This is a genomic window from Candidatus Seongchinamella marina (assembly GCF_026262685.1).
GTDB classification, from domain to species: Bacteria; Pseudomonadota; Gammaproteobacteria; order Pseudomonadales; family Halieaceae; genus Halioglobus; species Halioglobus marinus.
Genome location: NZ_SHNP01000006.1, coordinates 17446 through 40471, shown reverse-complemented (window position 1 = coordinate 40471; position 23026 = coordinate 17446). Strand labels below are relative to the sequence as shown.

Genomic DNA, 23026 nt, shown 5'->3' with positions numbered 1-23026 from the left:
GCCAGAAACCAAATTCCTTTGACCTTAGAAAACTAACTTGTCAGAACCCGTCCAGCAGTCCAATTCGCTAAAACTAGATGCCGCTAATTCATAAACATTGCTCTGCTGCAGAGCTGCCGTGATCGCGACAGATGGGAGGCCCTCTGCTGATGCTGCTATAGCACTGAAACCATCTATGTAGCCCGAATGACCCCATGCTTCTGATTCGTCTTCGAAGACGAACTGCATTAAGCCCATGCCCATCGATCGCCACCGCAAACCTTCAAAACGACCCTTATCCGTCAATCCCTGTACAGATAGCGCTGTAGGCGTCATGAGTAAATTACGATGTGCTTCGTCGAGCACGGGGCCTTGAGTGAGTGCCTGCATCCACTCGCTGAGATCCGCCGAGTTCGAGACCAGACCACCGGCAGACCATGCCACACGCCAATCCCTGCCATTATTCACACGATGCACAGGATAGTTTTTGTCATCCTGACATTTATCTTCTTCGGGACCACCACAGGCCAAACGGAAGCCCGGTAAAACGCTAGGGCGGTCCTCAGTACCCCATAGATAGGTATTGGTGAGACCTAACGGCTCTAACAATCGCTCAGAGAGAACCTGACCATAGCTGCGCGAGGTCACACGCTCAATAATTAGACCCAAAAGCAGGTAGTTGGAATTGCTGTAATCCCATCGGCTGCCTGGAGAAAACAAAAGATTCGCTTTGGCGATATGTCCTAAGGAGTTTTCGGGGGAATCCTGCGCCGCATGCCCCGGAAGGTCTAGGATATCGGGAATACCACTGGTGTGCTCCAGCAGCATTGCCACGGTGACACTCGCTGCATTTGGCAAATTTATCCAACGGCTTACGGGCTCATTAATGCTCAGCTGCTGCTCTTGATCCAACAGTAGTACCAGCGCCGCTGTGAAAGTTTTGGTGATGCTTCCTATATGAAAAAGCGGCGTCGCTGCCGGATCAGCGATCAACGCTGTGTCTACTATTTTCCAGCTTACCGGGGCCTTTGCCTGCTCTTTAATGCTAATGGACAAGGCGGGTGCTTTCACAGAAAAAGCGGCACCGGCTTTTTCCTGCAGGCCAACCAGTGCTCTGGTACTGCAGTTCTCGGAAGCTACAGTTACCGGTGCGCCAATAACGACGGCCACAGAGTATAAAAAGCCGGCTAAGGTATATCGATGTGCCCGGGACAGCCTCGGTATCATTGGTTAGTTCCCGTCTAACATAGGGATTTTTCTTGAGAATTCTTGCAATTTTGCTAGATAAATCACAGTTTTTCCGCTTCTAATAACGAGCCTCGTCCTAATTAGAGCACAAAATAATGCAAAGCATTGGCGTTCAAGTGGTTTTTTTTCTGCTGCTATTACGGCTCATAATTTCATCGCAACCCGTGCTTAGTCAGGAGGTAAATGCCAACGATGCAGATCGTGACGGTATCGATAATACCATTGATTCTTGCCCCTCAACCCAGTTGGCAACTCAGGTTAACGCGGCTGGCTGCCGGTTACCTGCTATGGGCGTCAGTCAAACTCTGGAGGCCGAGGATTACCAGCAAGCACTCGACACGACCTCCGGTAATATCGGTGGTGCCTATCGTGGCGGTGACGTAGATATCGAAGTAACTTCGGATCAGGGTGGTGGCTACAACGTGGGCTGGACCGCCGACGGCGAGCAACTGATCTACGATCTTAAACTAGCGCCGGGAATATATGACATAGAAACACGGGTAGCGTCGGCGATTGGGGGTGCCAAATACACCCTGCAATTCGATCAAACCGCAGCGTTAAGTGACGAGGTAGGTAATACAAGAGGCTGGCAGACCTTTGAAACCCATAAGCTGGGCCAGCTTGATTTATACGACGCCGCCGAACGGCTCACGGTAACCCTCGCAGGCGGTGAGTTGAACCTGAACTGGATCCGCTTAACCGCAGTGAATGTAGATGCTGACAACGACACTATCCGCGACATGCGCGATGAATGCGCCGACACTCCCGCTGGAGACAAGGTCGATCATCGAGGTTGTACGATTGTCGAAGAGAATATTCGCATAGAGGCAGAGGATTACGACCGATTTCACGATTTGAGCGCCGGCAACTTTGGTGGTGCCTATCGTCAAGACGAGGTGGACATTGAACCCTCCTCAGATACCGACGGCGGTTTTAATGTGGGCTGGACCCAACAAGGTGAATGGCTTGAATATGATCTTGATCTTGGACCCGGCAGCTATAGCGTGTCCACTCGTGTCGCATCGCAAAATGGCAATGCACAATACGCCATCTACCTCGACAATCAATTAGTTGGCTTCTCGATGGTCGACGGCACAGGCAGCTGGCAGACCTTTATAGACCAGGAGGTTGGTACAGCGGTGATTTCGGGAGGCGCCCATAAGCTTCGAGTCGTCGTAGATTTTGGTGAATTCAATATAAACTGGATCAAACTTACCAAGGCGTCAGATACGCCAGATGCAAGGACCCTGATATGGCGTGATGAATTTGACACCCTGGATCGATCAGTCTGGCAGCACAATCCTTCAGAGGTCAATGGGGAGATTCAAACTTATACCGACGATCCAAAATACGCCAGCGTGCGCGAAGGCATTCTGACGCTTTCGGCTATTAAAGAGGATGGCCAATGGCGTTCCGCACGCTTTCGTAGCAAGGGCAAGAAAGAGTTTAACTACGGCAGCTTCGAAACCCGGGTGAGAATGCCTGCTCATGATGGCGCGTTCCCCGCCGTCTGGATGCAGGGTCATCCTGACGTTGATCGAGGCATGGGCTGGCCTAGGCGCGGTGAAATCGACATCGTCGAATACCAAAGCCTCTGGAACTATACGCCTTCAGCTTTGCACTTTCAGGAGCGCCATGGTGGCAACTCGGTGACCTGGCACGGTGATAATACAGACCTTTCTGAGTGGCGCGTACATCGTGTTGACTGGACGCCTGACTATATTGAAGCGTACGAGGATGGTGAGTTGGTCGGTCGCTACGATCGTCCGGAAAATCCCACTCAGGATAACTGGCCCTACCACGGTAACTCTAACTTTTATTTGCTCATCAATCTTGCTGTCGCTCCATTTTGGGGAACACGGCCCGATTCAACGACTACACGCATGGACTTTGAAATCGACTACATTCGCGTATATGAAATGGGCCGTAAACTAGTCGATTCTGGTGTTGATACAGAATCCTGCCTTACCTCTGACTCGCTCTCGGGGTGCCCTCAAGATGCCGACAACGTAGACATCGCAGTGGCAGACCTAACAGGCGATGGCACATCGTCTACTGATCCAAATACCGGCGGCGATACGACTGCAGAAGCAGGTGGCACTGCAGCCGGTACTGGACAGTCACCGTTAAGCGGAAATGAAGCCACCTTTTGGTTTGAGCCACTCTACCCAGAGACAGCAGCCTTGTCACAGCCTGTCACATTTGATCGTGGCGATGCATTAGTGACTCGCATTGCCGATCGAGCGCGAGACCGACATGCCAAAGAAAATCACTTCCAAGCCTATGATCACTACCTGCCATTTTATTGGGAACAACGGACCGCACAGATTGAGATCATAGACTATGTCGCAAAGGGAGGTTCGGGTATTGCCATGACGGTATTCACTGAATCAAAATTGGCCGATGGCCAGGCAGAAAACCGCTGGTTTTATCTGGGCACCGATACTCTTGCACAGTATTGCGGTAACGGCGCGATGACGGAGATAGCGCCTAATACCTATTTCAAGGAGTCCAATTATAACTGCCGTGAAGGCCGAGAAATTCGCAATAGCGACAAACTCGAATTTGAAGTGAGCCAGTTTCTGGATACTTCCTATTTGAAGCAGGGTCGGGCCAATTACTATGGAAGTACTTTTCTTTACATTGTAGGCGAGGGGCTCGTCCCCTGGGATGTCACCGACAACGAAGTGTTCCTGCCCGGTGATTACCTGCAACGCGACTCGGTGCCAATTGCCAAAAATGCTCGCCTCGGTGGGGACACAACATTACATATAGCAAGCAGTGCCGAACCCGACGGCCACTTTCAGCAAATGGCCACTAATTTGGCTGCTGAAAATGGACAAGCCTTTGTGCGGGGGCGCCGACTTCATCATTCATCGGCAATCGACGGCCAACACGATGAGTTTTATGAGAATGGCAGTCTTGACGCGTTAGCAGCGACTGCAGGACCGCATTTCATAAACCAGAGCTGTTCCAGCTGTCACGTACGCAATGGCCGCGCCGCCGTCCCGGAAATCGGCGAACCCCTGACTCAATGGGTAGTCAAAGTTGGCGACTCAAACGGCGAAGAGCATCCGTTGCTGGGTCATACGCTACAACCACAAACCAGTGCTGAGGCAACTTCTGAAGGGTCTGTGACTATTGCCTACTATAATGAAGAAAATGGTTTGCTTACGCCATTTTATGAGTTCATTGGTGAACGCCCTGCTACATTTTCGGCGCGTATAGCGCCACAGCTGGTTGGACTGGGTCTTCTGGAAGCAATTCCGGAAGAAGATATTCTGGCACTCGCTGACCCCGATGACGCCGACAATGATGGCATTTCTGGTCGCCCCCAACGCACTACAGACCCGCTGACAGGGCAGGCTCGCCTGGGTCGATTTGGTTATAAAGCTGGCTCAGAAAGCATCCATACCCAGATTACAAAAGCCCTCAATACGGATATGGGCGTTATGACAGAAGCCTTCCCCAGTCCCGATTGCGGACAATTGCAGTCAGACTGTGGTACTGAGGGTGCTGAACTTGACGAACGGCATGTACAAGACCTTGTGCGCTATGTTTCGCTTTTGGGGGTTCGTCCGCAACGTGACTCTCAGGACCCGGCCGTCCAGAATGGAAGCCGCATCTTCATCGATATTGGCTGCACTGGTTGTCATGTTAAAACATTAACTACCAGTCGGTTTCACCCTTTTGCCGAGTTGCGCAACCAGACCATACACCCTTACACGGACTTATTGCTTCATGACATGGGTCCGGGGCTTACGGACACGCTGGCTGAAGCTGAAGCCAGCGGCAGCGAATGGCGTACCGCACCCCTGTGGGGTCTGGGACTTAGTGCTTGCGTCACGGGTGGTACTGAAGGTTCCAGGGGTTGGGATGCCTTTGGTTTAGATGGCTATCAGCGTTGCACGCCAGAGCACAGCTATCTCCACGATGGACGCGCCCGAACCATTGACGAAGCAATTAGGTGGCACGGGGGAGAAGCAAATGCTACGCGGGAAAACTTCGAGGCATTAGCAGCGGATGACAAGGGCGATATGCTGATGTTTCTGATGTCGCTGTGACCTCAGCAGCTGTTAATTGTTCACTGTGGACAGCGGCAGTGATTAAACTGATTTTGCAAAGTTTGTCTAGAAGAGGGGCTGTTATTTAAACAGCAATTCCCGTTTCAATAGTGAGCGCCTGGCTTAGGTTTAAGCTGTCCATGAGTAGCGGCGGCGATTCAAGGTTAATCTGACCTGGTGTCCGCCGGCCAAAGCTGCTCTATGGACAGAAGCCGTTACAGAGCTGGAAGTAGCGATCCAGCACTGCCTTGGCAGCAGGGAACGCATGGAAGGCATACAGGTAAATTTTCTTCATGCTTCGCCAAGCGCGACACATGCTATCCAAACTATTTTTTACGGTCAGGGCGTCCTTGGAGCGAACATATAACTATACTTGTGCGAGTTCACAAATCGACTATTTCCACTACATAGCCCATCTTCATCTTAGTCATGAATATCTCTGGTTTAGTAGACGTGCCTTCAGGCGTGAACTCGACATTGCCATCCAAAACATTAAAAGGCCCATGATCTACAATATGACGGAAAAGTCCGAGATAGGTTGCATCCCCGCTCTCAAGTAACGACCGATAAATAATGTTAGTAGCATCATAGGTGCGAGGTGGTGCTGTTTACATGTGGTCAGTCACTTAACTTTTTTACCTCGGTTTGTCTTCCAGTTCATAGGAGTGTTTTGCATGCTATTTCAGCCGCGCGCGACTTCGATGCCGCAGCCCTATAAATCCTAACCAGACTATTAATAATGCGACAATCGACTTTGACATTAGCGGTACTGATTTGGGTCTGCCCATTCCCTTTCGCGCTGATCCGAATGTGTAACGCGAAACGTGACTGACTTGCATTTCCGCAGATCCAAACGCCGGGGGAGGAAACCCCCCAATTACCGGGTCATACACTCCAATACCAGCCCCTCCCGCGGCAAAATTCATGTTGAGATAATATCCCTGCGACATTCCAAGCTCCAGTGCTTGGAACATAACCTCGGCTTCTGACTTCGGTAAATCACGCTCCACGTCAATATTGCATCGCGCTGATTCGAGGGTACAGCACCGCGCACTTGAGCTCGTGCACCATATTTCCGTTGGTTGTCCTCCGACGGTCCGTTCGGCTGAGTAAGTTGTCGACTCCTCAGAACTGTAATCCTCAGTTCGAGCAATGGACAGTGACTGGTATTGCTTACCGTCGTAATACCAATTTAGTGTATAAGTTCGAGTTTTATGTAGTGCATCGGTGGTGTTGACTTGGTTCCACGTAAAACCATAATTGTGCCAGTTCTCTGGCTCGGCTTGGGGATAAAGGCCAGCAGGCAACGGCCGATCATAGTCCCCTACGTTATTTATGTAGTTCCAAGACGTTTGGGTTTCATTAGCGAGGTAGCCGTAATGAATAGAGCCGATCAGTGGCGTATTTGCAGTCCATCCACCGTTAATAAACTCCAGGATGTCTAACTCCATTGCCTCAGGCCATAGGCCTTTCGCTTCAAAGCTCGCCCCATCGATGCGAAAGGTGTCATCAATCGCTGGTGACATTAACCAAATAGCCGGCCATGCGCCGCGTTTGAAAAGTTCGTCAAAAGAGATAGACGCATCATTCTTTTCCATCTTAAGCCGAATTTCGATTCCGCCTGAATTAATTACCCCACCGAAAGGAGTACGATTGACGAAAACACCATTTTTTAAAGTGCTTAAGGCACCTGCTTCATAGCGACACCTGCCTGGGTATACCTCCGACCGGTCATCAAGATTTACGTAACCGTTGCCAATACACTCAAATTCATCAACCTCATCAGCACTGAGAGCGATGTAAGCCTCGCCAATGCCCAAAACAGGCTTAACTTTTTTATCGACGTACTTTTGGTGCTCCTGGGTGCCGACATGGTAACCATTGATCCGGGTAAAGTAGTTTAGGTAATCTTGCGATGCACCGTTCATCCAAAGCTCTGTGGTTTTGCAGTCGTTGACGTCACATAATGAACCGGCAAAAACGCAAGCCGGCACGCCCGCAGTTGTCAGCATTAACAAAGCACTTGCTGGACCAATAAACGCTGGAGGCCAGTTATTTATATCCCGGAAAGAGTTGTTCAAGGGTTGTCTCTCTAAAGCTGCTAAGTGCTGGCGCCTCATAATATGAAATAAACGCAACACAATTGAAGAAAAGCCTCCTTGCTTAAGTCTTATAAAATTTAGGTGTGCGCCATTAATTTGTTATTTCATAAGTAACCTGAGTGACGATATGGTCAGTCGTCCCCTCAGTTTCCCCTTCGGGGTATATCTGACAGGCTTTCGGTGCCAGGTCGGGACTGGCGAATGTCCACATCACATCATCGTCTAATCCACAGGGTACAGAACCAGAAAAAACACTTTTTGCGCCGATATAATCCAGTAAATCAAACGCCCAAGCATCGCGGTTTGGCTTAAAGTTCAAATCACCGAGAAATATAACGCTCGGGTTTCTCGCAGATTCAATCAAGGGTTTAATAACGTAGTTATATACAGCCTCAAACGCATCTTTTTTGTATATAACATAATCTTCTTTTCCCTTGGGGAAGTGCGTCGCTACAACAATAACCTCCTTGTCTATAGGTAGACCTGAATTTTCTTTTGGAGCAAAGACTCCAAACGTGGCAAGACGATTCCAGGGTCCCCACTCATTTTTGGTGTCCCCGGGAAAGTAGTTTTCCCTATGATCGTCATCAGCGTAATTGAGTGGAAAACTATAGTGATAGAGCTCATTTTCACTGGGCATAAAGTGCTGCAGCGCGAGTGCACAGGGTTCGTGCCTATTGGTTAGGTCCAATGTATAGTTTTGGCAGTTGTTGCTTAAAACGGGATTGGGACGCGCTTGGGAAGCTGCGTCATCAAACGTAAGGCTGTCGTACTTTACCAATTCCCACTTGGAGGTGTTGTAAAAAATGGAGACCATTTCGTCTTCACTTTGTCCTGACAAGCCACCTCTTACCCGGCCAATTCTATGAAATTCGTGGGTGATCAGTTCCCCCGTATCGCAGGGGAGGTCACTTCGATTACAAATCTCGTAAGAATTAGCACTTTCAAGCGCGTCTGCGAAGTCTTGATCAACGCCGGGAAGCATTTCAACTGTCCCAATGAAATCCATACTTTCGTAGGCCCCTTCTTCTACAGCTTGCTCGAAAAAACGATTGTAGGCGGACCTTTCGTTGGTATAGTCGGGTGTGAGATGCCCTGAGACGTTATAATTAAGTACGGTGACGGTCTGCGCTGCAGCGATATGACAAAATGCAGCGGCCAGAGTAACGAGAATTTTACCGGTGAAATCGAGAGAAAGCATCCTACCACCTTTAATTTTTCATGTTATGTCGTGAATAAGTTAAATCACAACGACCTCAGAAACGCAAGAATTTCGTCTTTACCCTGGGCAAAGTATAAGAAGTATAAATGAGGTGTCGAGAATAACTGGTTGTTCAGGAAGTGGTCGCGGAACCTGAAGTGATGGATGTATATTTACAAGCCACACGGGATGGCGCTGCCGCTAAACGGTTTCTCAGTCGCCTTTTGCGAAGCCATTACAGTGAGCCCAGGAAGATTGTGACTGACAAGCCCCGCAGCTATGGCGCTGCTTATCGCGAGCTGATCGCTGGCACGATCCACAGTACGAAGCAGTATGAGAATAAACGGGCAGGGCAGTCTCACGAAGACCAGGGGGCGGATTCAATTAGCGCATAGTCGCTATTTTACAGGCTTAGCTCACACCTGTAGATTCACCACACAGCAATTCGATAAAGGCTCACATAGTTGATGACCCCTGCACCCTACCGCAGCGAAATTGATGGACTTCGGGCGGTATCGGTGCTGGTCATACTGCTATTTCACCTCAAAGTCATCACTTTCAGTGGTGGGTTCATCGGGGTAGACGTGTTCTTCGTTATTTCTGGCTTTCTAATTACCCGTATTATTCTCCGCAAACTGGTTGAGGAAGCATTTTCCTTCCGTGAATTCTATATCAGGCGTATTGCCCGCATTGTTCCGGCACTGGTTGTGACTGTGGGTATCTCACTATTAGCAGCGACAGTGTTGTATTCGCCACTGGTGCTAGAACATGCCATGCGGCAGGGACTGGCAGCCCTGTTCTCCGTAAGCAATATTTTCTTCTGGGCGGAGGCAAATTACTGGACGCTGGGCGCAAAGAATTTCGTGCTGCTACACACCTGGTCATTGGGTGTGGAGGAGCAATTCTATCTGTTCTACCCACTACTGCTGGTTGCCTGCTTTCGCCTGGCCGGGCTTAGAGCCGTGTGGCTACTGATGCTCACCCTAGTTGTGGGAGGAACGTTTGCCGCCGAGCGCTACTTTTGGATAGACCGAACCGCCGCCTTCTATCTGACGCCCTTTCGGCTTTACGAATTCGCCCTGGGGGGACTGGGCAGCCTTGTCATACTTCGCCTTGGACAGCTGACAGGGAAATGGCAAAATCTGTCGTCCCTGGGCAGCGTCGCCGGCCTGAGCATGATACTGCACAGCGCACTCACCTATAATTTTTTGACCGCCTTTCCGGGGACCAACGCCTTGCAACCCACAATAGGCGCCTTGCTGGTCATCCTGTCTGGTGCTTCACCGGCGGCTCGATTGCTGCTGTCGAACGCATTAATGGTCTGGGTGGGTCGCCTGTCCTATGCCCTTTATCTGGTGCACTGGCCTTTAATCGTGCTCTACCGCAACGTTTACGGGCCGAAGCTGGATATAGCAGATCAATTGGTGCTGGCTGCAGCGAGTGTTGCTCTGGCCGTATTGCTGAATCGCGGGGTTGAGCGAGCCTTCCGACTTGGCCCCCGAGAGCAGGTCACGCGCTCAGGTATGGCGACTCGTCGGGCGCTGGGTCTGACGGGCCTGGCCACGCTTGCTGTATCAGGCTTTGCGGTTGCGGGCATCATGGGCCAAGGCTGGCCTGGCCGACTACCCGATGATGCACAAGTCATCGCTCAGCCGGTCGAGGATATTTCTCTTGAGCAGAAAAGGATTCTGCAAGAAACCTGTGCACAGAACGATGACACTTTCTGTGGGGAGCGCAGGGAAGGAGGTAAAAATATAATGTTGCTCGCGGACTCACGTGCGTTCGATATGTATGTTGCACTGCGCTCCGCCTATCCCCAATTCAATGTGTATACGTCCTTCGGGATTGGTTGCCCGCCGGTAATCGACCCGGCTTTGAGCAGAAGCCGGTTTTATACGGAATGTCCGCAACTCAACCGGCGACGGATGCAGGCTGCCCTGGACGCGCCAGAGGGGGAAATCATCTTTCTGGCTGTGGAATTCAATGGCTGGGTTGGCCCTGCATTGCTGGAGACTGCGCGACGCCTGGCGCAGAGCGGTAAGCAGGTGTTTATCCTGGGTCAGTCCCAAGGCCTGGTGGGTAAATCACCTCAGGAGATTGCCATCGATCAGATTCGCTGGAGTACGGATGATTCCTATATTGCGCGTTTTGTAGAGGAGCCTCCTTTTCGTCTGGATGATCTTTACCGGGAAAAAATTAACCAAACCGGCGCGACATATATCAGTAACCGCCAATTTTTTCAGCCGGATCAGTACCGTATCTACACGCACGACCGGCAGAACTTGCTGACCTTCGACGGCAAGCATCTAACAACCGCTGGCGCACATGAGTTCGGACAGTACCTGAAGAAGCACTACCCATTGGAAGTTGTACCGGGAAATTAGCGACTTGCCTGACATCATCAGCTATGCATTATATCTCGACCTGCCTGACAATCACCCACACACCCACCCACAAACCGACCGACCGACCGACACTAACCTATGAGCCACTACTTATAGTCTAATGCTCTCATGCCTAGAGATTTCTTGGTGCCCATATCACCGTCGCCAATCTTTTCAACCTCAAACGACACCTGATATTGGCTGACCACTGTCGTGATCTTAGTATGACTGCGTTTGACGAGTGGGGCAGGGTAGTGGTCTGACTCTGAATGCTCCGTTTTTCAGATCCAGAAAAGTAAATTTTCCGATATCTAATCTATCGATGATTTATCTTCTTCCCGTCTCAAAACGGTGACCCGATTCAGAACTCATGACGTATCTTTGAGAGAATTGTAGGTGACGATGAGAGGCGTGCGTCCTCTGGCGTTCATCTTTATCATAAAAAATGATGTGTACAAATCAACTACCTCTAAAATAAATTAAACGGAAGCAGCAGCATGAAACCCAAGGCAATATTATTAGGTTCAATCGGGGTGGTTGCAGAGACCTCTGATATTCAACGACGCGCTTACAACACAGCGTTTAAGGAAGCCGGGTTAGATTGGGTCTGGGAAGTTCCTGTTTATAAAGACTTGCTGCTGCAAAATGGCGGTCGCGACCGGCTGTCAAGGTTAGGCCAAAAGGCTAACATAGGTTTAAGCGAAGACGCAGTGGTCGCTATTCATGCGCGCAAAACCGAGCTCGCCTGTGATGAAATAGAGAAGTTAGGTGTTCCTCTGCGCGAGGGCGTTGACGATCTTCTGGTGCGTGCGAAAAAATCCGCCCTGTTCCTTGCATTTGTAACAACAACGTACCGCAGAAACATTGATGCGATCTTGAGAGGTAGTCAGCCGCAAATCGGACTGGCTGATTTTAATCTTGTACTTTGCACTGAGGATGTCACCAAAACTAAACCAGACCCTGAAGTCTATGAACTCGTCCTGAAGCGCCTTGGCCTCTCGGCAAATGAGTGTCTCGCTATCGAAGACAGCGAAACATCATTGGCAGCAGCTAAATCAGCTGGCATACCAACGCTAGCTACTCCAGGAGCGTTTACCGCAGAACAAGATTTTTCGAGTGCAGATTGGGTGTATCCTTCGGTAGCGGCATTCATTGACAGTGGCGAAATACAATTTTGATCGATAATTAGATCTTTTTCGCTCACCTTTAAGACCTGGCACGAGCAACTCTGCACTAACCAATGACTCAGTGGCTCCATTGCTGATTGAGTGTTGTTGAACTGGAATCGCTTCTCAGCGGAGAGGCAATGTGCCAGGCGGTGCTCTGGTCGGTGGTGCCAGGTGCGGCAAAGCGGGGGTGTTCTGCCCCTTGCTCTCAAGATGAGCCAGAATCCGCTCGATGATGTCCTGATCCTCAATGCAACGGTTCGGCGCTCCGACGATGACTTTGGCAGACCCACCGCAGCGACTGCAAGCCTCAATGTCGATATTGAACACGCGCTTGAGTCGCTGGGCCCAGGACATCGCGACGTGCCGTTCAGCGGGTGAGCGAACTCCAGTATTGGCGATTCGTTTCACTCCTTTGCCGCGTTTTGCTGGCGTGACCAATCTACGCCATCGGTGGTTGGGGGCCAGCACGCCATGATAGCGGGTGAGATTGACGCGGGGCTTTGGCACCAGGGCAGCCAAACGTGCGATGAAATCCATAGGCTCGAATGCCACTTGCGTGGTGCCATCCCGGTAGGGCGTCTTCAGGGTCTAGACCACCTTGCCGGTGGAGCTCAGTGAAAGGCGAGGAACTGCCACGGCAGATAGCCAGGCAATGGTTTAACTCATGATACCGAGAAGGCACTTTTGCGTCACTGCTAACCGAGGAGAGTATGCAAAATCTCCTTGTTCAATGTCGTGTTTGATTATCCCTTTGACAAAATTGGAAGTAATGTTTTTCGAACAGTCTAAGGCGAACGGAGAGTCTCTATAATGCAATCCGTATTTGAACGTACTTTTTAAAAAAAATCGCTCGATCTAATGGCATCAATGGCTATCTGGAAACGCTTGGGGAGTAATTGATTCAAGGCTTAGGTTATCTCTAGTAACCAGTATAAATTGCATGCTTGCATAAGGAGCCGCTTGCGCAGTATATTGCTGAAGCGCTAACCTCGCACCGACTGGTTTGTTATACTATGCGACCCAACACATGACCGAGGGTTTGTGGCAGTGTCAATGAAAAATAAATCCGAGTTCGTTGTGTTTTGCGAACCACGAACGGGCTCCTATAGTCTGATCAGCCGACTTCATTCGGCCCACGACATCACGTGCCATGAAGAGCTTTTCAAAGAGGGTGAGCTTGAGCTTTACCCGTGGCATCGCAGAAAAATGAAGCGCTGGACGGCCGCCAAGAGAAACAATTCGCCAGATGAGTTTCTAAGTGAACTCAGAGCACTTAATCCACACAAAGCGTTTGGGTTTAAACTTTTCAATCAGCATGTCAACCGCGTCAAACCACTCCGTTCATATCTGAATAAACCGTCTATCAAAAAGGTTGTGCTTTATCGAGACCCTCTAGAAGTTTACGCATCATTGCTCAGGGCACGAAAAACCAATAAGTGGACCAAGCCGATTTCCGCTAAAAACGAGGTCGAGGAGGCGCCAAAAGTTCGGTTCACTCCCGAGTCAATCATGGCGTTTGCAACCAGCTATAACGCGTTTTTGGAGAACGCATTTAAGATTAGTCAAAGTTCTGAGTCATTCGCGATATCTTATTCACATATTGAGCAAGAAAGCCGCGTGAATGCTCTGCTAAACTTTCTGGGCTCTTCAGCCTCTATCGAGGACGTTCACAGCGAGTATGCAAAACAGTATACGGGCTCGCTGGAGGAGGCGTTCGAGAACTGGAATGAGCTAAATGACTTTATTAACTCAACTGTAGTGTTCAGAGATATGCCTGCGGGGGAAAAGTAAACACAAGTCTAACCCCTTCGCGCACCACTAACACCGGCCCCTAAGGTAAGGCGAGTGATGTCACATCGCTCACGAGTGACCGCTTACCTGTTAATATGCGAAAAAAGCACTACTGATCCATTTGAATGCCATTGGTCATAGTGAAACCCCCTGCTACTCATACTATCGAAAAGTTTCTTCATGCCGTCCCTACCGATCACTTTTTGATGCACTTCCATAAGCACCTTCTTAACACCGGAAAGATTGGCATTCTCAAAAAGATTGAGCTCCCCCCCTTCGATATCACACACTATCAAAGTGGGGCGAATGCGCTCTACCTGCTCTGAGAAGGAATATGTGGGTACGTCGATGGCTTTTTCGTAACCCCATGGCTTCTCAGCCAACGATGAAGACCAAAAATTCTTTCTTACGTAAAATTTAGCGGCTTCAGCGTGCGTCGAATTCATTAGAACCCCATTCACCACATCAACGTTTGCAACACCATTCATCTCATGGAGCTCAGCAATTATTGGCATCAAAAGCGGGTTGGCTTCAAAAACGACAATCTTTTCGACTCTTGGATCTAACGCTGCAACAGCCGAAACAAACCCGATACCTCCTCCGATTTCGAGGACTCGCTCCCCTGGCTCAACAATGCGCTGAACCTCAGTAGCCTCCCTGCGCTCATAGTTGCCTTTCTTAATCGTCCCAATAATCGTGTCGGAAAAGATCGCTTTATCGATGGGTATCTTTATCCCCATATGCTCATGCGTTTTTCGGATCATATTTCCCTCGTCGGTTAAACTCTTACGTACATCTCGCTGGGTACTAATTACAGCGCATCAAGGCTATTATTGACCCTCGTATATTATCCTACGTCTCGCACCGCGATTCCCAGCGAGACCAGATCGGAATCCAAAAATGCCACTACCTTCGTTTCTTTGTATTGGGGCACAAAAAGCTGCAACTTCCTGGCTATTCTCTCGACTTTCACAACATCCGGAAGTGTGGATGCCACCTATCAAGGAGCTGCATTATTTTGACCATCTTTACGTGCCAGAAGTAAACAACTGGAGTCACTTTCACCTCAAAGCAAATGCTCGAACGCTAATCAAAGCCCACGTGACTGCTGCAGTGTACGTAAACCTCGCTTATGTGCAATATTTGACCAGCATCTCACTGAATGATGTTTTCACTGAGCAGTGGTACAAGCGAGCGTTTGCATATCACACTGGAAAAGACAAATGTCTGGGCGATATAACACCAGAATACTGCTCCATTCCCCCGGAGGGATTACAGTACGTGAAATCACTGCTAGGCGACATCAAAATTATTTATCTCATCAGAGATCCGCGGAGTCGAGCTCTTATCCGGAAAAAAACTGCCACCAAAATTAATAATAGAAGACGACAGCGCACTACTGTGGTTTGTCAGTAACGCACAAAATCAAGCACAGGGGTTTACCGTTAAACTCTCTCTGAGTCCTCGCTCAACAAATACAGAAGAATAAAAAAAGTACTGACAAGTTAGTATGTATGGCCAACTCCTGGTAAAACCCTGCTGTGCAGGTCTCGCAGAGTGAGAACGTAACTAAGCATTCAATTTCGGCAGCCATCCGGACGGATTAAATTTCCAGTAAAGGTGCTCTTCAGGTTACGCTATCTACATGTAAGCCTAGACAGACCCTAATAGATAAGCCGACATTATGCTCCGACTCAACAATATCACTCTAACAATAGAGCACTCCAGCTCAGATCTGACCCAGGCCATTGCGCAAAGGCTGGAGATTAATCCAGCCGATATCATTTTCCGATCTTCTCGCTGGTTCGCTTAGCGAAGATTCGAGCAAGAAAAGCTAGCCAGGCGACAGCGAAACAAAGCGCTTCAACTTCCCGACGCCGCCTCGGCCTAAGGAAGCTACGCAGCTCAGGTCAACTTGAGGGCCCCCAACGCCAACCTTCTTGAGTGCGGACTCTAGTTGCGATCTTAGGCTCGCCTCATCAATCGGCGACGAAACGGTGACGGCAACCGTCGCCCCGCTCTCGGTCTGCTGGACCTGGTACTCGACAACCTCCGAGTTTCGCGCCAACACCGAACGAAACACATGCGGATGGACCGATGTGCCCCCGGCGTATACGAAGATATCGTCCAAGCGCCCCTGCACATCTCGGATGCAGCGAAAATTCGACCCACAAGCGCAGGGCTCCTCAATGAGCTCCACACATCTCCGCAATCGCGACTCATATGCAAGCATAAAGGATGTAGCCCTCTTGACTGCTAAGCAAGGCTATCTAAGCTTGCTCCAACTTTCCTATCACCTGAGTCATACTGAGAAAATTTTGATCTTGAAAATTACAGTAGGAATGGACTATCACCATCTTAAGCTTCAGAAAAAAACAGAGTATAATGGACGTCGCTAATCAGGTACGGCAATCAATATGAGTGCATGCATATGAAAGTGCTTAGCCGTTTAGTTGAGAAAACTAATAGTTTGGAGTGAAATTTGATATCCGAGGCTCGAAAAATTGACGAAGATTTTTTAGCAGAGGGCACCTATTTCTGCATTATCGCCGCGATGCGAACCGGTTCAAATTTGCTGCAATCGTACTTAAATATGGTTCCCGGAATTACCTGCCTTGGGGAAATTTTCAACCCAGAATTTGTTGGAGTAGACCGGCCCGATGCTAACAGGTGGATATTTGCTGGATTTAGAAAGACGGACGTCGCGGAGAGAGATGCAGATCGCGTGAGGTTTTACAATCGCCTCTATGTCAACGCAAAGCCTAACATATTAGCTTTCAGGATTTTCGATAAACATGACAAAACAGCTTTGGAAAAGATTATAAATAATAAAAATTGTAAAAAAATCATTCTAAAAAGGGATACGCTACAATCGTATGTCTCACTTGAAATTGCAAGAAAGACGGATCAGTGGTTTATATCGGATGAAAGCGACAAGCGAGAAGAGAAAATCGTCTTCGACAAGAGAGCGTTTCTTAAATACGAAAAAGAAATGGAAGAATTCTACTCCCGAGTAGAGGCAGATATAAAAAGATCAAAGCAAGAATACTTTCCCGTTAACTATACAGAGCTAAAAAAGCTAGATCGAGTTAATGCTATGATTTCATATCTCGATCTTGGATATCGGTTCGATAAGCTTCAGGAGAAAGTACTTCGCCAAAACCCAGAAGGGTTTGAAGAAAAGGTAGAGAATTATTCACAGCTTAGAGCATTTTTGGATAGCCGGGGCAAATCTTGAAATCGATTCGTGAGTGCATTAGCCAGATTAGGTTACGCCTGTCGATTTTACGCCGGCTTGTGAAATACATAGCACTGTCATATGTCCATGGAAGAGACCTTGAGCTAATTCAAGATAATACTGCAAAACTATCAGCCTCAGATTTGGTTTTATTCTGCACACTGAGAAATGAGTCCGTTAGAATTCCATTTTTCCTTCAATATTATCGGAATTTGGGAGTGAAGCATTTCTTCTTTATCGACAATGATTCCACCGACGGTTTTGCAAAGTTGATTGCAGATTTTGATGACGTTAGCGTATGGCATACGAAGGCATCATATAAGCGATCCAATTTCGGCATGCACTGGATGAATTTTTTATTGAGAAAGTTTGGGAAAAATCGATGGTGCGTCGTTTGCGATCCAGATGAGTTTCTCGTATTTCCCAGGATGGACACGCGGGGACTGGAAGAGCTTTTGATGATGCTCGATCAAGAAAAGCAGCCCGCGCTGTTTTGTTTGATGCTAGACATGTATAGCGATGACATAAGTTCAGCTGAGTATAAGCCGGGTGATGTCCCTTGGAAAATATGCCCCTATTATGATCCCTTCGGCTATACTGGAAAAATAAATAGTAAGCAGATGGAATTGTTTGTCCAAGGTGGAGTCAGGGGCAGGGTTTTCTATCGAGACGACCCGATCCGCAGTCCAGCCCTCAATAAGATTCCGCTAGTGAAGTGGCGATGGCATTACAACTATATTTCATCGATGCATGCATTAATTCCAAGGGCCCCGAATGATGTTTACGGCGAGCAAAATATCACAGGTTGCTTGTTGCACTTCAAGTTTTTTTCTTTGTTGGAAGAGAAAGCTTCAGAGGAACTGCTGCGCAAACAGCACTACGATAATTCCTCTGAGTACGTTAAATATAGTGATGCAATTAATGACAATGAAAAGATTTTCAGCCGGGGCTTTTCATCCGAATATAAAGGCTGGCGAAAGCTGAGCAGGCAAGGTCTGCTGAATTTAGGCTACTGGAAATTGTGATGTGAAAAAAGCGTTCATAGTACTAGCGCATGAGTATCCTGCGCAGTTAACTTCATTGCTTGGTAGCCTGTTAGTAGATGGTAGTTGTGTTGTAGTCCATTATGATCTCTCGTCGAGCAAATCAATCCCATCTGCGTTGCGTAAGCTGGAGTCATCTAGCGAAGGGAGGCTGGTATTTGCAACCCAAGAAAAAGTTGCGTGGGGCGAGTGGTCAATCGTAAAGGCTACGCTGAATAGTGTAGCTGCACTTCAAAACCTAGATGTTGACATTGACTACGTGACATTACTCAGTGGCTCGTGCCTATTAACAAAACCTCTAGCTATGCTCGATGCTTTTTTAACGGAAAACAATGGACTCGAGTTTATTGAAAGTGTTGATGCGGTGAAAAAGCAGTGGGTCAATCAGGGCTATCAATCAGAGCGCTGGAGCGTGTATCACTACATAAACTGGCGGGATCAACCAAGAGCTTTTGACATATCTGTTAAGATCCAACAGCTAATTGGTATCAAAAGGAAGCTCCCAGTGGGCCTCCAGCCCAGAATGGGCTCCCAGTGGTGGACCTTGCGATGGGGGACGCTGATTAAGGTTGTTCAATTAATGAAGGACCCAGCAATAGAGGCGTTCTTCCGGCGTGTCTGGATTCCTGATGAAATGTTTTTTCAAACTCTTGTATATCATGTACAAGAAAACAAAGACTGCATTACGAACCATAGTTTGACCCAATATGCATTCATATATGATGGAAAACCTCGGGTATTCTATAATGACAACGCGGCCGAATTACTTTCAGACAAACGATTCTTTGCGCGTAAAATTTCACCTCAAGCGTACAAACTGAAAAGCTGTTCAGAAGATATCGCAGCGATGTCTGAAAAAGAGTTTCTGTCATACATCTCGTCAGAAGATCAGAATCTACCTGCTACGCTACTTTCTGGTGAAGCAACTAGATCAAAATTTTATTTTTCAGGCGTAGCATCTGCGAGAAGGAACCCTTTTTACGGGCTGAGATACTTTATCATAGTGAGCGACGATAGCCGCCTGCTTACCGCTGCGGCAGCCGAAATGAATCAACGGACGGATGCGCTTTGGCATGGGCGACTTTACAAGAGAGGTGAGCTTGAGTTCGTCGGCGGGTTATCGGAGTATGCAGGCTACAAAACGTCTGATGTTGTAAGAAGAGATGTTTCAGGAGGTACGTTTTTAAATTCTTTAATGGCTGCCACTGAGGTCCCGGTAGTCGGTTTCATGGTTAATCCTGTCGAGGATAGGGCCTTTATGCGAGTCGCACAAGATCACTTTTACAACCCGGAGGCTGTCATTATCGAACTCTCGTCAACAGGTGGTAATGCACCAGGTAGCGAACAGCGACGCCTCAGTTTCACCCCTAAGACAGCTGATGTTGATAATTTAAGGGCGAGTAATGCTCATCAAGAGTATAACCATGACCAGTACCAAAGGAATCAAGCTATGATCTTTGATGCGTTAGACAAGCTTGAAGAGATGGCATCTGTCGCCAACACAAAAATGCATCGAGTGACGATAAAATGTGAGGATTTTTCACCGCTCTATCGCGCAATTGAACTAGGTTCCTGGGTGCAATCCAACTAATGTTTGAGCGGTATGGCGCGACGGACGCTTTCTTCAGTCTCCAGAAAGCCCACGCTTTATTAATACGATATTAGTTGTTAAATTCCTGTCTTTTTTCTTAGAAAAGAGACAAAAGGAAGCTGTTTTAGCTTGTCCAATATGCGGCCGAATCGGCTAAGGTTTCTATTGGTGCGAAATAAAAAATCCCCCATAGCAATGTAAGCCCCCATTACGTGTGCACCTCTCTCAAGGTCTTTGCGAACGTATCTATTCACTATCTTGGCCCTGTAATGCGCATGTAAACTTTCCCTCGATACCGAGTTTGCCCAATCGCCCTCTGCACCTAGTCGAACATGGTAAAATGCCAGGCTGTCACGAATAACTCTGATGTCAAATTTGGAAAGAAATCTTATATTGAACTCCCAGTCGCCAATAACCGGTAGCGTTTCATCGTAAGGACCAATCTCTTCATAAGCCGATCGGTAAAAAAGAAAAGCAATAGGTAAAAACTGATTTACCTCAAGCACCGAAGGAAGCGATATAGCTGTGAGCTCTGGATTATATTCCTGCCTTCTCACTGTGACGACATTTGCACCCCTAATACTTTCAAAGACCTGAATAGTTCCTGTTACCACTCCTTTCACGTCAGTATCAGGATCTGTGAGTAATTGTTCGATGCAAATTTGTAGAAAGTCTTTGTCCCAACTATCATCGTCGTCATGTATAGCAATGAATTCACTTTCCGAATGATTAACTCCTGTGTTGGAGGCTGCTTCCATACCTGTGGATACATCATGATGAATAAGCTTAAGCCTCCCGGCGTAACGTTTCGCGTACGGAGCCAAGAGAGACTCGACTGATTCACGATCTCCGCCATCATTAACTATAACGTGCTCCCAGTTCAGGTATGTCTGGCCGAGCACACTGTTCACAGCCCGAGTAAGCAATGCGTTTCGATTCTTGGTTCGCGTGATGATTGCTACGACAGATGACTTTTCACTGCTCATTTAGATTTCACATTGAACTTAATTTTATGCATACATTTTTTCGCCCACAGCACAACGCTCGAATTCGAAATTTTTGCCCTGGCTATGCCAAAAAGGCTAGGGCTTATCAGATCTCTCCGATTTACGGCCTCATCATGGACCAATACATTGTAAAGACTTAGCTCAGCGCCGCTAACCTTCAAATTTTCGATATCGCAGAATCGTTTAAAATCCGCGCTGATCTTAGCTAACTTACGTTCTAGTGAGTTCAGCTTATCAACCGATGATAACACCGTTGAGCGTAGATATCGTTCTCTCTCATCTCCCTTTAATACAGCCATTATCTTGTTGATTCGGTCTCTCTCCAGGCTTGAATTATCAAGGCGTAGATTGATATTTAGAGCCGTAGATTGTCCGAACTCAAGCCCGCTAACCGATGCTAGTGTCAGGAATCTCTTAATGTGTTCTATGCCAGTGAGTGCGTAAGGTTCTATAATTACAGCATCATTTCCAAACACATGTCGCCAAAAATTGACATTAGCGTCCGGGAGTACCATTCTTTTATCTAAATGAAAAACGTAATCCACAAATCGTCTTATCGGAAACCTGGACTTATTAACTTCGTTATACCAAGATTTAATGAAGTCCATAGGGTTCCGCACATACACAATAACTTTAACCGTATGACCGCGGAATAACGCCCGCAAGCTTTTTCGGATAACCGTTCTGCTGGCATCATCAAACGCCGGGATTCTATAGAACTCCTCTGACGAAATGAGAATCTTCTGGCAAGGTGAAGCCTTGATCGAGGTTAGAACCTCAGCAGAAATTGCCCTATATGAAACTTCGTCAACATACCAGTCAGGTGTTCTTTTTCCTGTCTCCCTGTACAAGCTGAGAGCAAGTTGGCCGTGGTTTGTCTTGTTAGTAGTCGGCCTGGCAACCTCAAGATAATCCAGCCCTTTATCAATTAATAATTGGCGGTTTTCACTGCAGTATTTTTGCACCGCGGATGTGCCAGTTTTGAAGTTTCCTACGTGCAAAAATACTGCCTTTGAGCTTTCCATAAGCGGTCACAAATCATTAAATCGTGAGGCAACTCGTGAGGGGTGAGCGCCGTTTGATATTTATAAACTATAATAGCAATAGTATCTCATAAATAGCATTGAAACTGGATCGCCTTAAAACCGGTTCATGTGTATATCCCGGCTTGAGTTGCTTCCAGCCTTCTCTGATTCCGATTAACGTCGGCATGCGAATGACCCTAAAAATAATTTTTAGACTCGCAAGGCCGGCTTAAGTGCGACACGTATCCCCAAATGTTGTAATTCAATTAGTCGATTAAGAAACTTTACCTATCCTCAGCTATCTCGACTTCCCTCCGATGCAATAATCATTGGTACTAAACGCGACCTGAGAGCGCTAGTAGTCAGTTGCACAGATTATCATCTACGAGGATCAGAAAAATGGATGCAAGTGCCAAAGGACAAGTTTCAAGGTAAAAGTTACTGCGAGTACCTGCAATCTGCTTCCACGGACGAGGACAGGTTAATAATTTCGATGTAGAACACTGCCGGTGAAATACTCAGACGCCTTGATACCTTTTCCGGGCAAAATTGGACTTCCCACAGTTTAGATGACACTCCTAGTCTATTCTATCTCCATAGAAGGAAGTCATATGAGCAACCATCGATATAGTCCAGAATTCAAGGACGAAGCTGTCAGACAGATCCTATAGCGCGGCTATTCCGTCGCGGAAGTGTCTCAGCGTTTAGGCGTCTCAATCCACAGCCTGCATAAGTGGGTCAAAGCTGTAAAGCCTGATAAAGCGGATGAACAAGCGGAGCAGCTGACTGAAGCCAAGCGTGAAATCCTCAAGCTTCGAGCAGAGCTATGCCGCGCAGAAGAGGAACGCGACATTTTAAAAAAGGCCGCCCGGTACTTTGCAAGCCAGCCCGAGTAAAGTACCGGTTTACTCGAGATCATCAGATTCAGTATCCGGTGCAAACGACATGCGGAACCACAAAATCAAGGCTTTGCGCGGTTATAAAGCACCTCGTGTCATTTATGGGAGACCTTCCATCATTACACCGAATAAGCTGCAAAGAGTCTTTAGCGTTGACTATCCTGACCAGGCTTGGGTCACCGACATCAGAGGACCATATCAAGAATTCGATAAACTTCAACGAACCCATAGCCGTAAAGGATTATCCAGAGCAAACCATTAGCAATCAAAATTCGAAGCAGATAG

The 23026-nt window shown here is 47.9% G+C and carries 15 protein-coding genes and 3 pseudogenes; 10 read left to right on the top strand and 8 right to left on the bottom strand.

Features of this window, described 5'->3' with window-relative positions; genetic code table 11:
* Positions 1-24: 24 nt before the first annotated feature.
* The gene (locus EYC87_RS16105) at positions 25-1206 is read right to left on the bottom strand and encodes a serine hydrolase domain-containing protein (RefSeq protein WP_279253768.1); all 1182 of its coding nucleotides are present in this window, start codon (positions 1204-1206) and stop codon (positions 25-27) included.
* A 116-nt stretch (positions 1207-1322) separates the two neighbouring features.
* Here EYC87_RS16105 and EYC87_RS16100 point away from each other — a divergent pair, with 116 nt between their 5' ends.
* Positions 1323-5291 carry a di-heme oxidoredictase family protein gene (locus EYC87_RS16100; RefSeq protein ID WP_279253767.1) on the top strand — a complete coding sequence of 1323 codons (3969 nt, stop codon included), beginning with the start codon at positions 1323-1325 and terminating at the stop codon, positions 5289-5291.
* Positions 5292-5968: 677 nt separating this feature from the next.
* On the opposite strand, the gene EYC87_RS16095 is transcribed toward EYC87_RS16100, so the two are convergent.
* The gene (locus EYC87_RS16095; protein WP_279253766.1) at positions 5969-7432 is read right to left on the bottom strand and encodes a hypothetical protein; all 1464 of its coding nucleotides are present in this window, start codon (positions 7430-7432) and stop codon (positions 5969-5971) included.
* A gap of 52 nt (positions 7433-7484) precedes the next feature.
* Positions 7485-8594: an exonuclease/endonuclease/phosphatase family protein gene (locus EYC87_RS16090; protein ID WP_279253765.1), complete on the bottom strand. Its 1110-nt coding sequence runs from the start codon at positions 8592-8594 to the stop codon at positions 7485-7487.
* 155 nt (positions 8595-8749) lie between these two features.
* Between EYC87_RS16090 and EYC87_RS16085 the strand changes: the two are divergent.
* The 3 genes and pseudogenes from EYC87_RS16085 to EYC87_RS16075 form a co-directional block, all read left to right on the top strand.
* Positions 8750-8959, top strand: a pseudogene (locus tag EYC87_RS16085) (DDE-type integrase/transposase/recombinase); the annotation flags it as partial.
* 102 nt (positions 8960-9061) lie between these two features.
* The gene (locus EYC87_RS16080; protein ID WP_279253764.1) at positions 9062-10978 is read left to right on the top strand and encodes an acyltransferase family protein; all 1917 of its coding nucleotides are present in this window, start codon (positions 9062-9064) and stop codon (positions 10976-10978) included.
* Between the two features lie 497 nt (positions 10979-11475).
* Positions 11476-12156, top strand: a complete 681-nt coding sequence (locus EYC87_RS16075; protein WP_279253763.1) for an HAD-IA family hydrolase — start codon at positions 11476-11478, stop codon at positions 12154-12156.
* Between the two features lie 114 nt (positions 12157-12270).
* Here EYC87_RS16075 and EYC87_RS16070 read toward each other — a convergent pair.
* Positions 12271-12786, bottom strand: a pseudogene (locus tag EYC87_RS16070) (transposase); the annotation flags it as partial.
* Between the two features lie 414 nt (positions 12787-13200).
* On the opposite strand from EYC87_RS16070, the gene EYC87_RS16065 reads away from it, so the two are divergent.
* Positions 13201-13938: a hypothetical protein gene (locus tag EYC87_RS16065; RefSeq protein ID WP_279253762.1), complete on the top strand. Its 738-nt coding sequence runs from the start codon at positions 13201-13203 to the stop codon at positions 13936-13938.
* 83 nt (positions 13939-14021) lie between these two features.
* On the opposite strand, the gene EYC87_RS16060 is transcribed toward EYC87_RS16065, so the two are convergent.
* On the bottom strand, positions 14022-14702 hold the full coding sequence (locus tag EYC87_RS16060; RefSeq protein WP_279253761.1) for an FkbM family methyltransferase: 681 nt from the start codon (positions 14700-14702) through the stop codon (positions 14022-14024).
* 136 nt (positions 14703-14838) lie between these two features.
* Between EYC87_RS16060 and EYC87_RS16055 the strand changes: the two genes are divergently transcribed.
* Complete coding sequence (locus EYC87_RS16055) at positions 14839-15354, top strand: sulfotransferase (RefSeq protein WP_279253760.1); 516 nt, start codon at positions 14839-14841, stop codon at positions 15352-15354.
* A 418-nt stretch (positions 15355-15772) separates the two neighbouring features.
* On the opposite strand, the gene EYC87_RS16050 is transcribed toward EYC87_RS16055, so the two are convergent.
* Positions 15773-16069, bottom strand: coding sequence for a hypothetical protein (locus tag EYC87_RS16050; protein WP_279253759.1), 297 nt, complete (start codon positions 16067-16069; stop codon positions 15773-15775).
* A gap of 351 nt (positions 16070-16420) precedes the next feature.
* Between EYC87_RS16050 and EYC87_RS16045 the strand changes: the two genes are divergently transcribed.
* The 3 genes from EYC87_RS16045 to EYC87_RS16035 are packed head-to-tail and all read left to right on the top strand — an operon-like array spanning position 16421 to position 19810.
* The gene (locus EYC87_RS16045) at positions 16421-17176 is read left to right on the top strand and encodes a hypothetical protein (protein ID WP_279253758.1); all 756 of its coding nucleotides are present in this window, start codon (positions 16421-16423) and stop codon (positions 17174-17176) included.
* Positions 17177-17235: 59 nt separating this feature from the next.
* Positions 17236-18201 carry a glycosyltransferase family 2 protein gene (locus EYC87_RS16040; RefSeq protein WP_279253910.1) on the top strand — a complete coding sequence of 322 codons (966 nt, stop codon included), beginning with the start codon at positions 17236-17238 and terminating at the stop codon, positions 18199-18201.
* Position 18202: 1 nt separating this feature from the next.
* Positions 18203-19810: a beta-1,6-N-acetylglucosaminyltransferase gene (locus EYC87_RS16035; protein WP_279253757.1), complete on the top strand. Its 1608-nt coding sequence runs from the start codon at positions 18203-18205 to the stop codon at positions 19808-19810.
* Positions 19811-19887: 77 nt separating this feature from the next.
* On the opposite strand, the gene EYC87_RS16030 is transcribed toward EYC87_RS16035, so the two are convergent.
* Together EYC87_RS16030 and EYC87_RS16025 are read right to left on the bottom strand one after the other, a co-directional pair.
* Complete coding sequence (locus EYC87_RS16030; RefSeq protein ID WP_279253756.1) at positions 19888-20796, bottom strand: glycosyltransferase; 909 nt, start codon at positions 20794-20796, stop codon at positions 19888-19890.
* A complete protein-coding gene (locus EYC87_RS16025) occupies positions 20793-21842 on the bottom strand; it encodes a hypothetical protein (RefSeq protein ID WP_279253755.1) in 1050 nt (349 codons plus the stop codon). The genes EYC87_RS16030 and EYC87_RS16025 overlap by 4 nt, the downstream gene beginning before the upstream one ends.
* A gap of 611 nt (positions 21843-22453) precedes the next feature.
* Between EYC87_RS16025 and EYC87_RS16020 the strand changes: the two are divergent.
* Positions 22454-22928: pseudogene (locus tag EYC87_RS16020) on the top strand (transposase); the annotation flags it as partial.
* Between the last annotated feature and the right edge of the window lie 98 nt (positions 22929-23026).

Excerpts from the sequence above, each read along its gene's own strand:
- EYC87_RS16105 (WP_279253768.1), bottom strand. The coding sequence starts at position 1,206 with ATGATACCGAGGCTGTCCCGGGCACATCGATATACCTTAGCCGGCTTT.
- EYC87_RS16100 (WP_279253767.1), top strand. The coding sequence starts at position 1,323 with ATGCAAAGCATTGGCGTTCAAGTGGTTTTTTTTCTGCTGCTATTACGG.
- EYC87_RS16090 (WP_279253765.1), bottom strand. The coding sequence starts at position 8,594 with ATGCTTTCTCTCGATTTCACCGGTAAAATTCTCGTTACTCTGGCCGCT.
- EYC87_RS16080 (WP_279253764.1), top strand. The coding sequence starts at position 9,062 with ATGACCCCTGCACCCTACCGCAGCGAAATTGATGGACTTCGGGCGGTA.
- EYC87_RS16075 (WP_279253763.1), top strand. The coding sequence starts at position 11,476 with ATGAAACCCAAGGCAATATTATTAGGTTCAATCGGGGTGGTTGCAGAG.
- EYC87_RS16065 (WP_279253762.1), top strand. The coding sequence starts at position 13,201 with ATGAAAAATAAATCCGAGTTCGTTGTGTTTTGCGAACCACGAACGGGC.
- EYC87_RS16060 (WP_279253761.1), bottom strand. The coding sequence starts at position 14,702 with ATGATCCGAAAAACGCATGAGCATATGGGGATAAAGATACCCATCGAT.
- EYC87_RS16055 (WP_279253760.1), top strand. The coding sequence starts at position 14,839 with ATGCCACTACCTTCGTTTCTTTGTATTGGGGCACAAAAAGCTGCAACT.
- EYC87_RS16030 (WP_279253756.1), bottom strand. The coding sequence starts at position 20,796 with ATGAGCAGTGAAAAGTCATCTGTCGTAGCAATCATCACGCGAACCAAG.
- EYC87_RS16025 (WP_279253755.1), bottom strand. The coding sequence starts at position 21,842 with ATGGAAAGCTCAAAGGCAGTATTTTTGCACGTAGGAAACTTCAAAACT.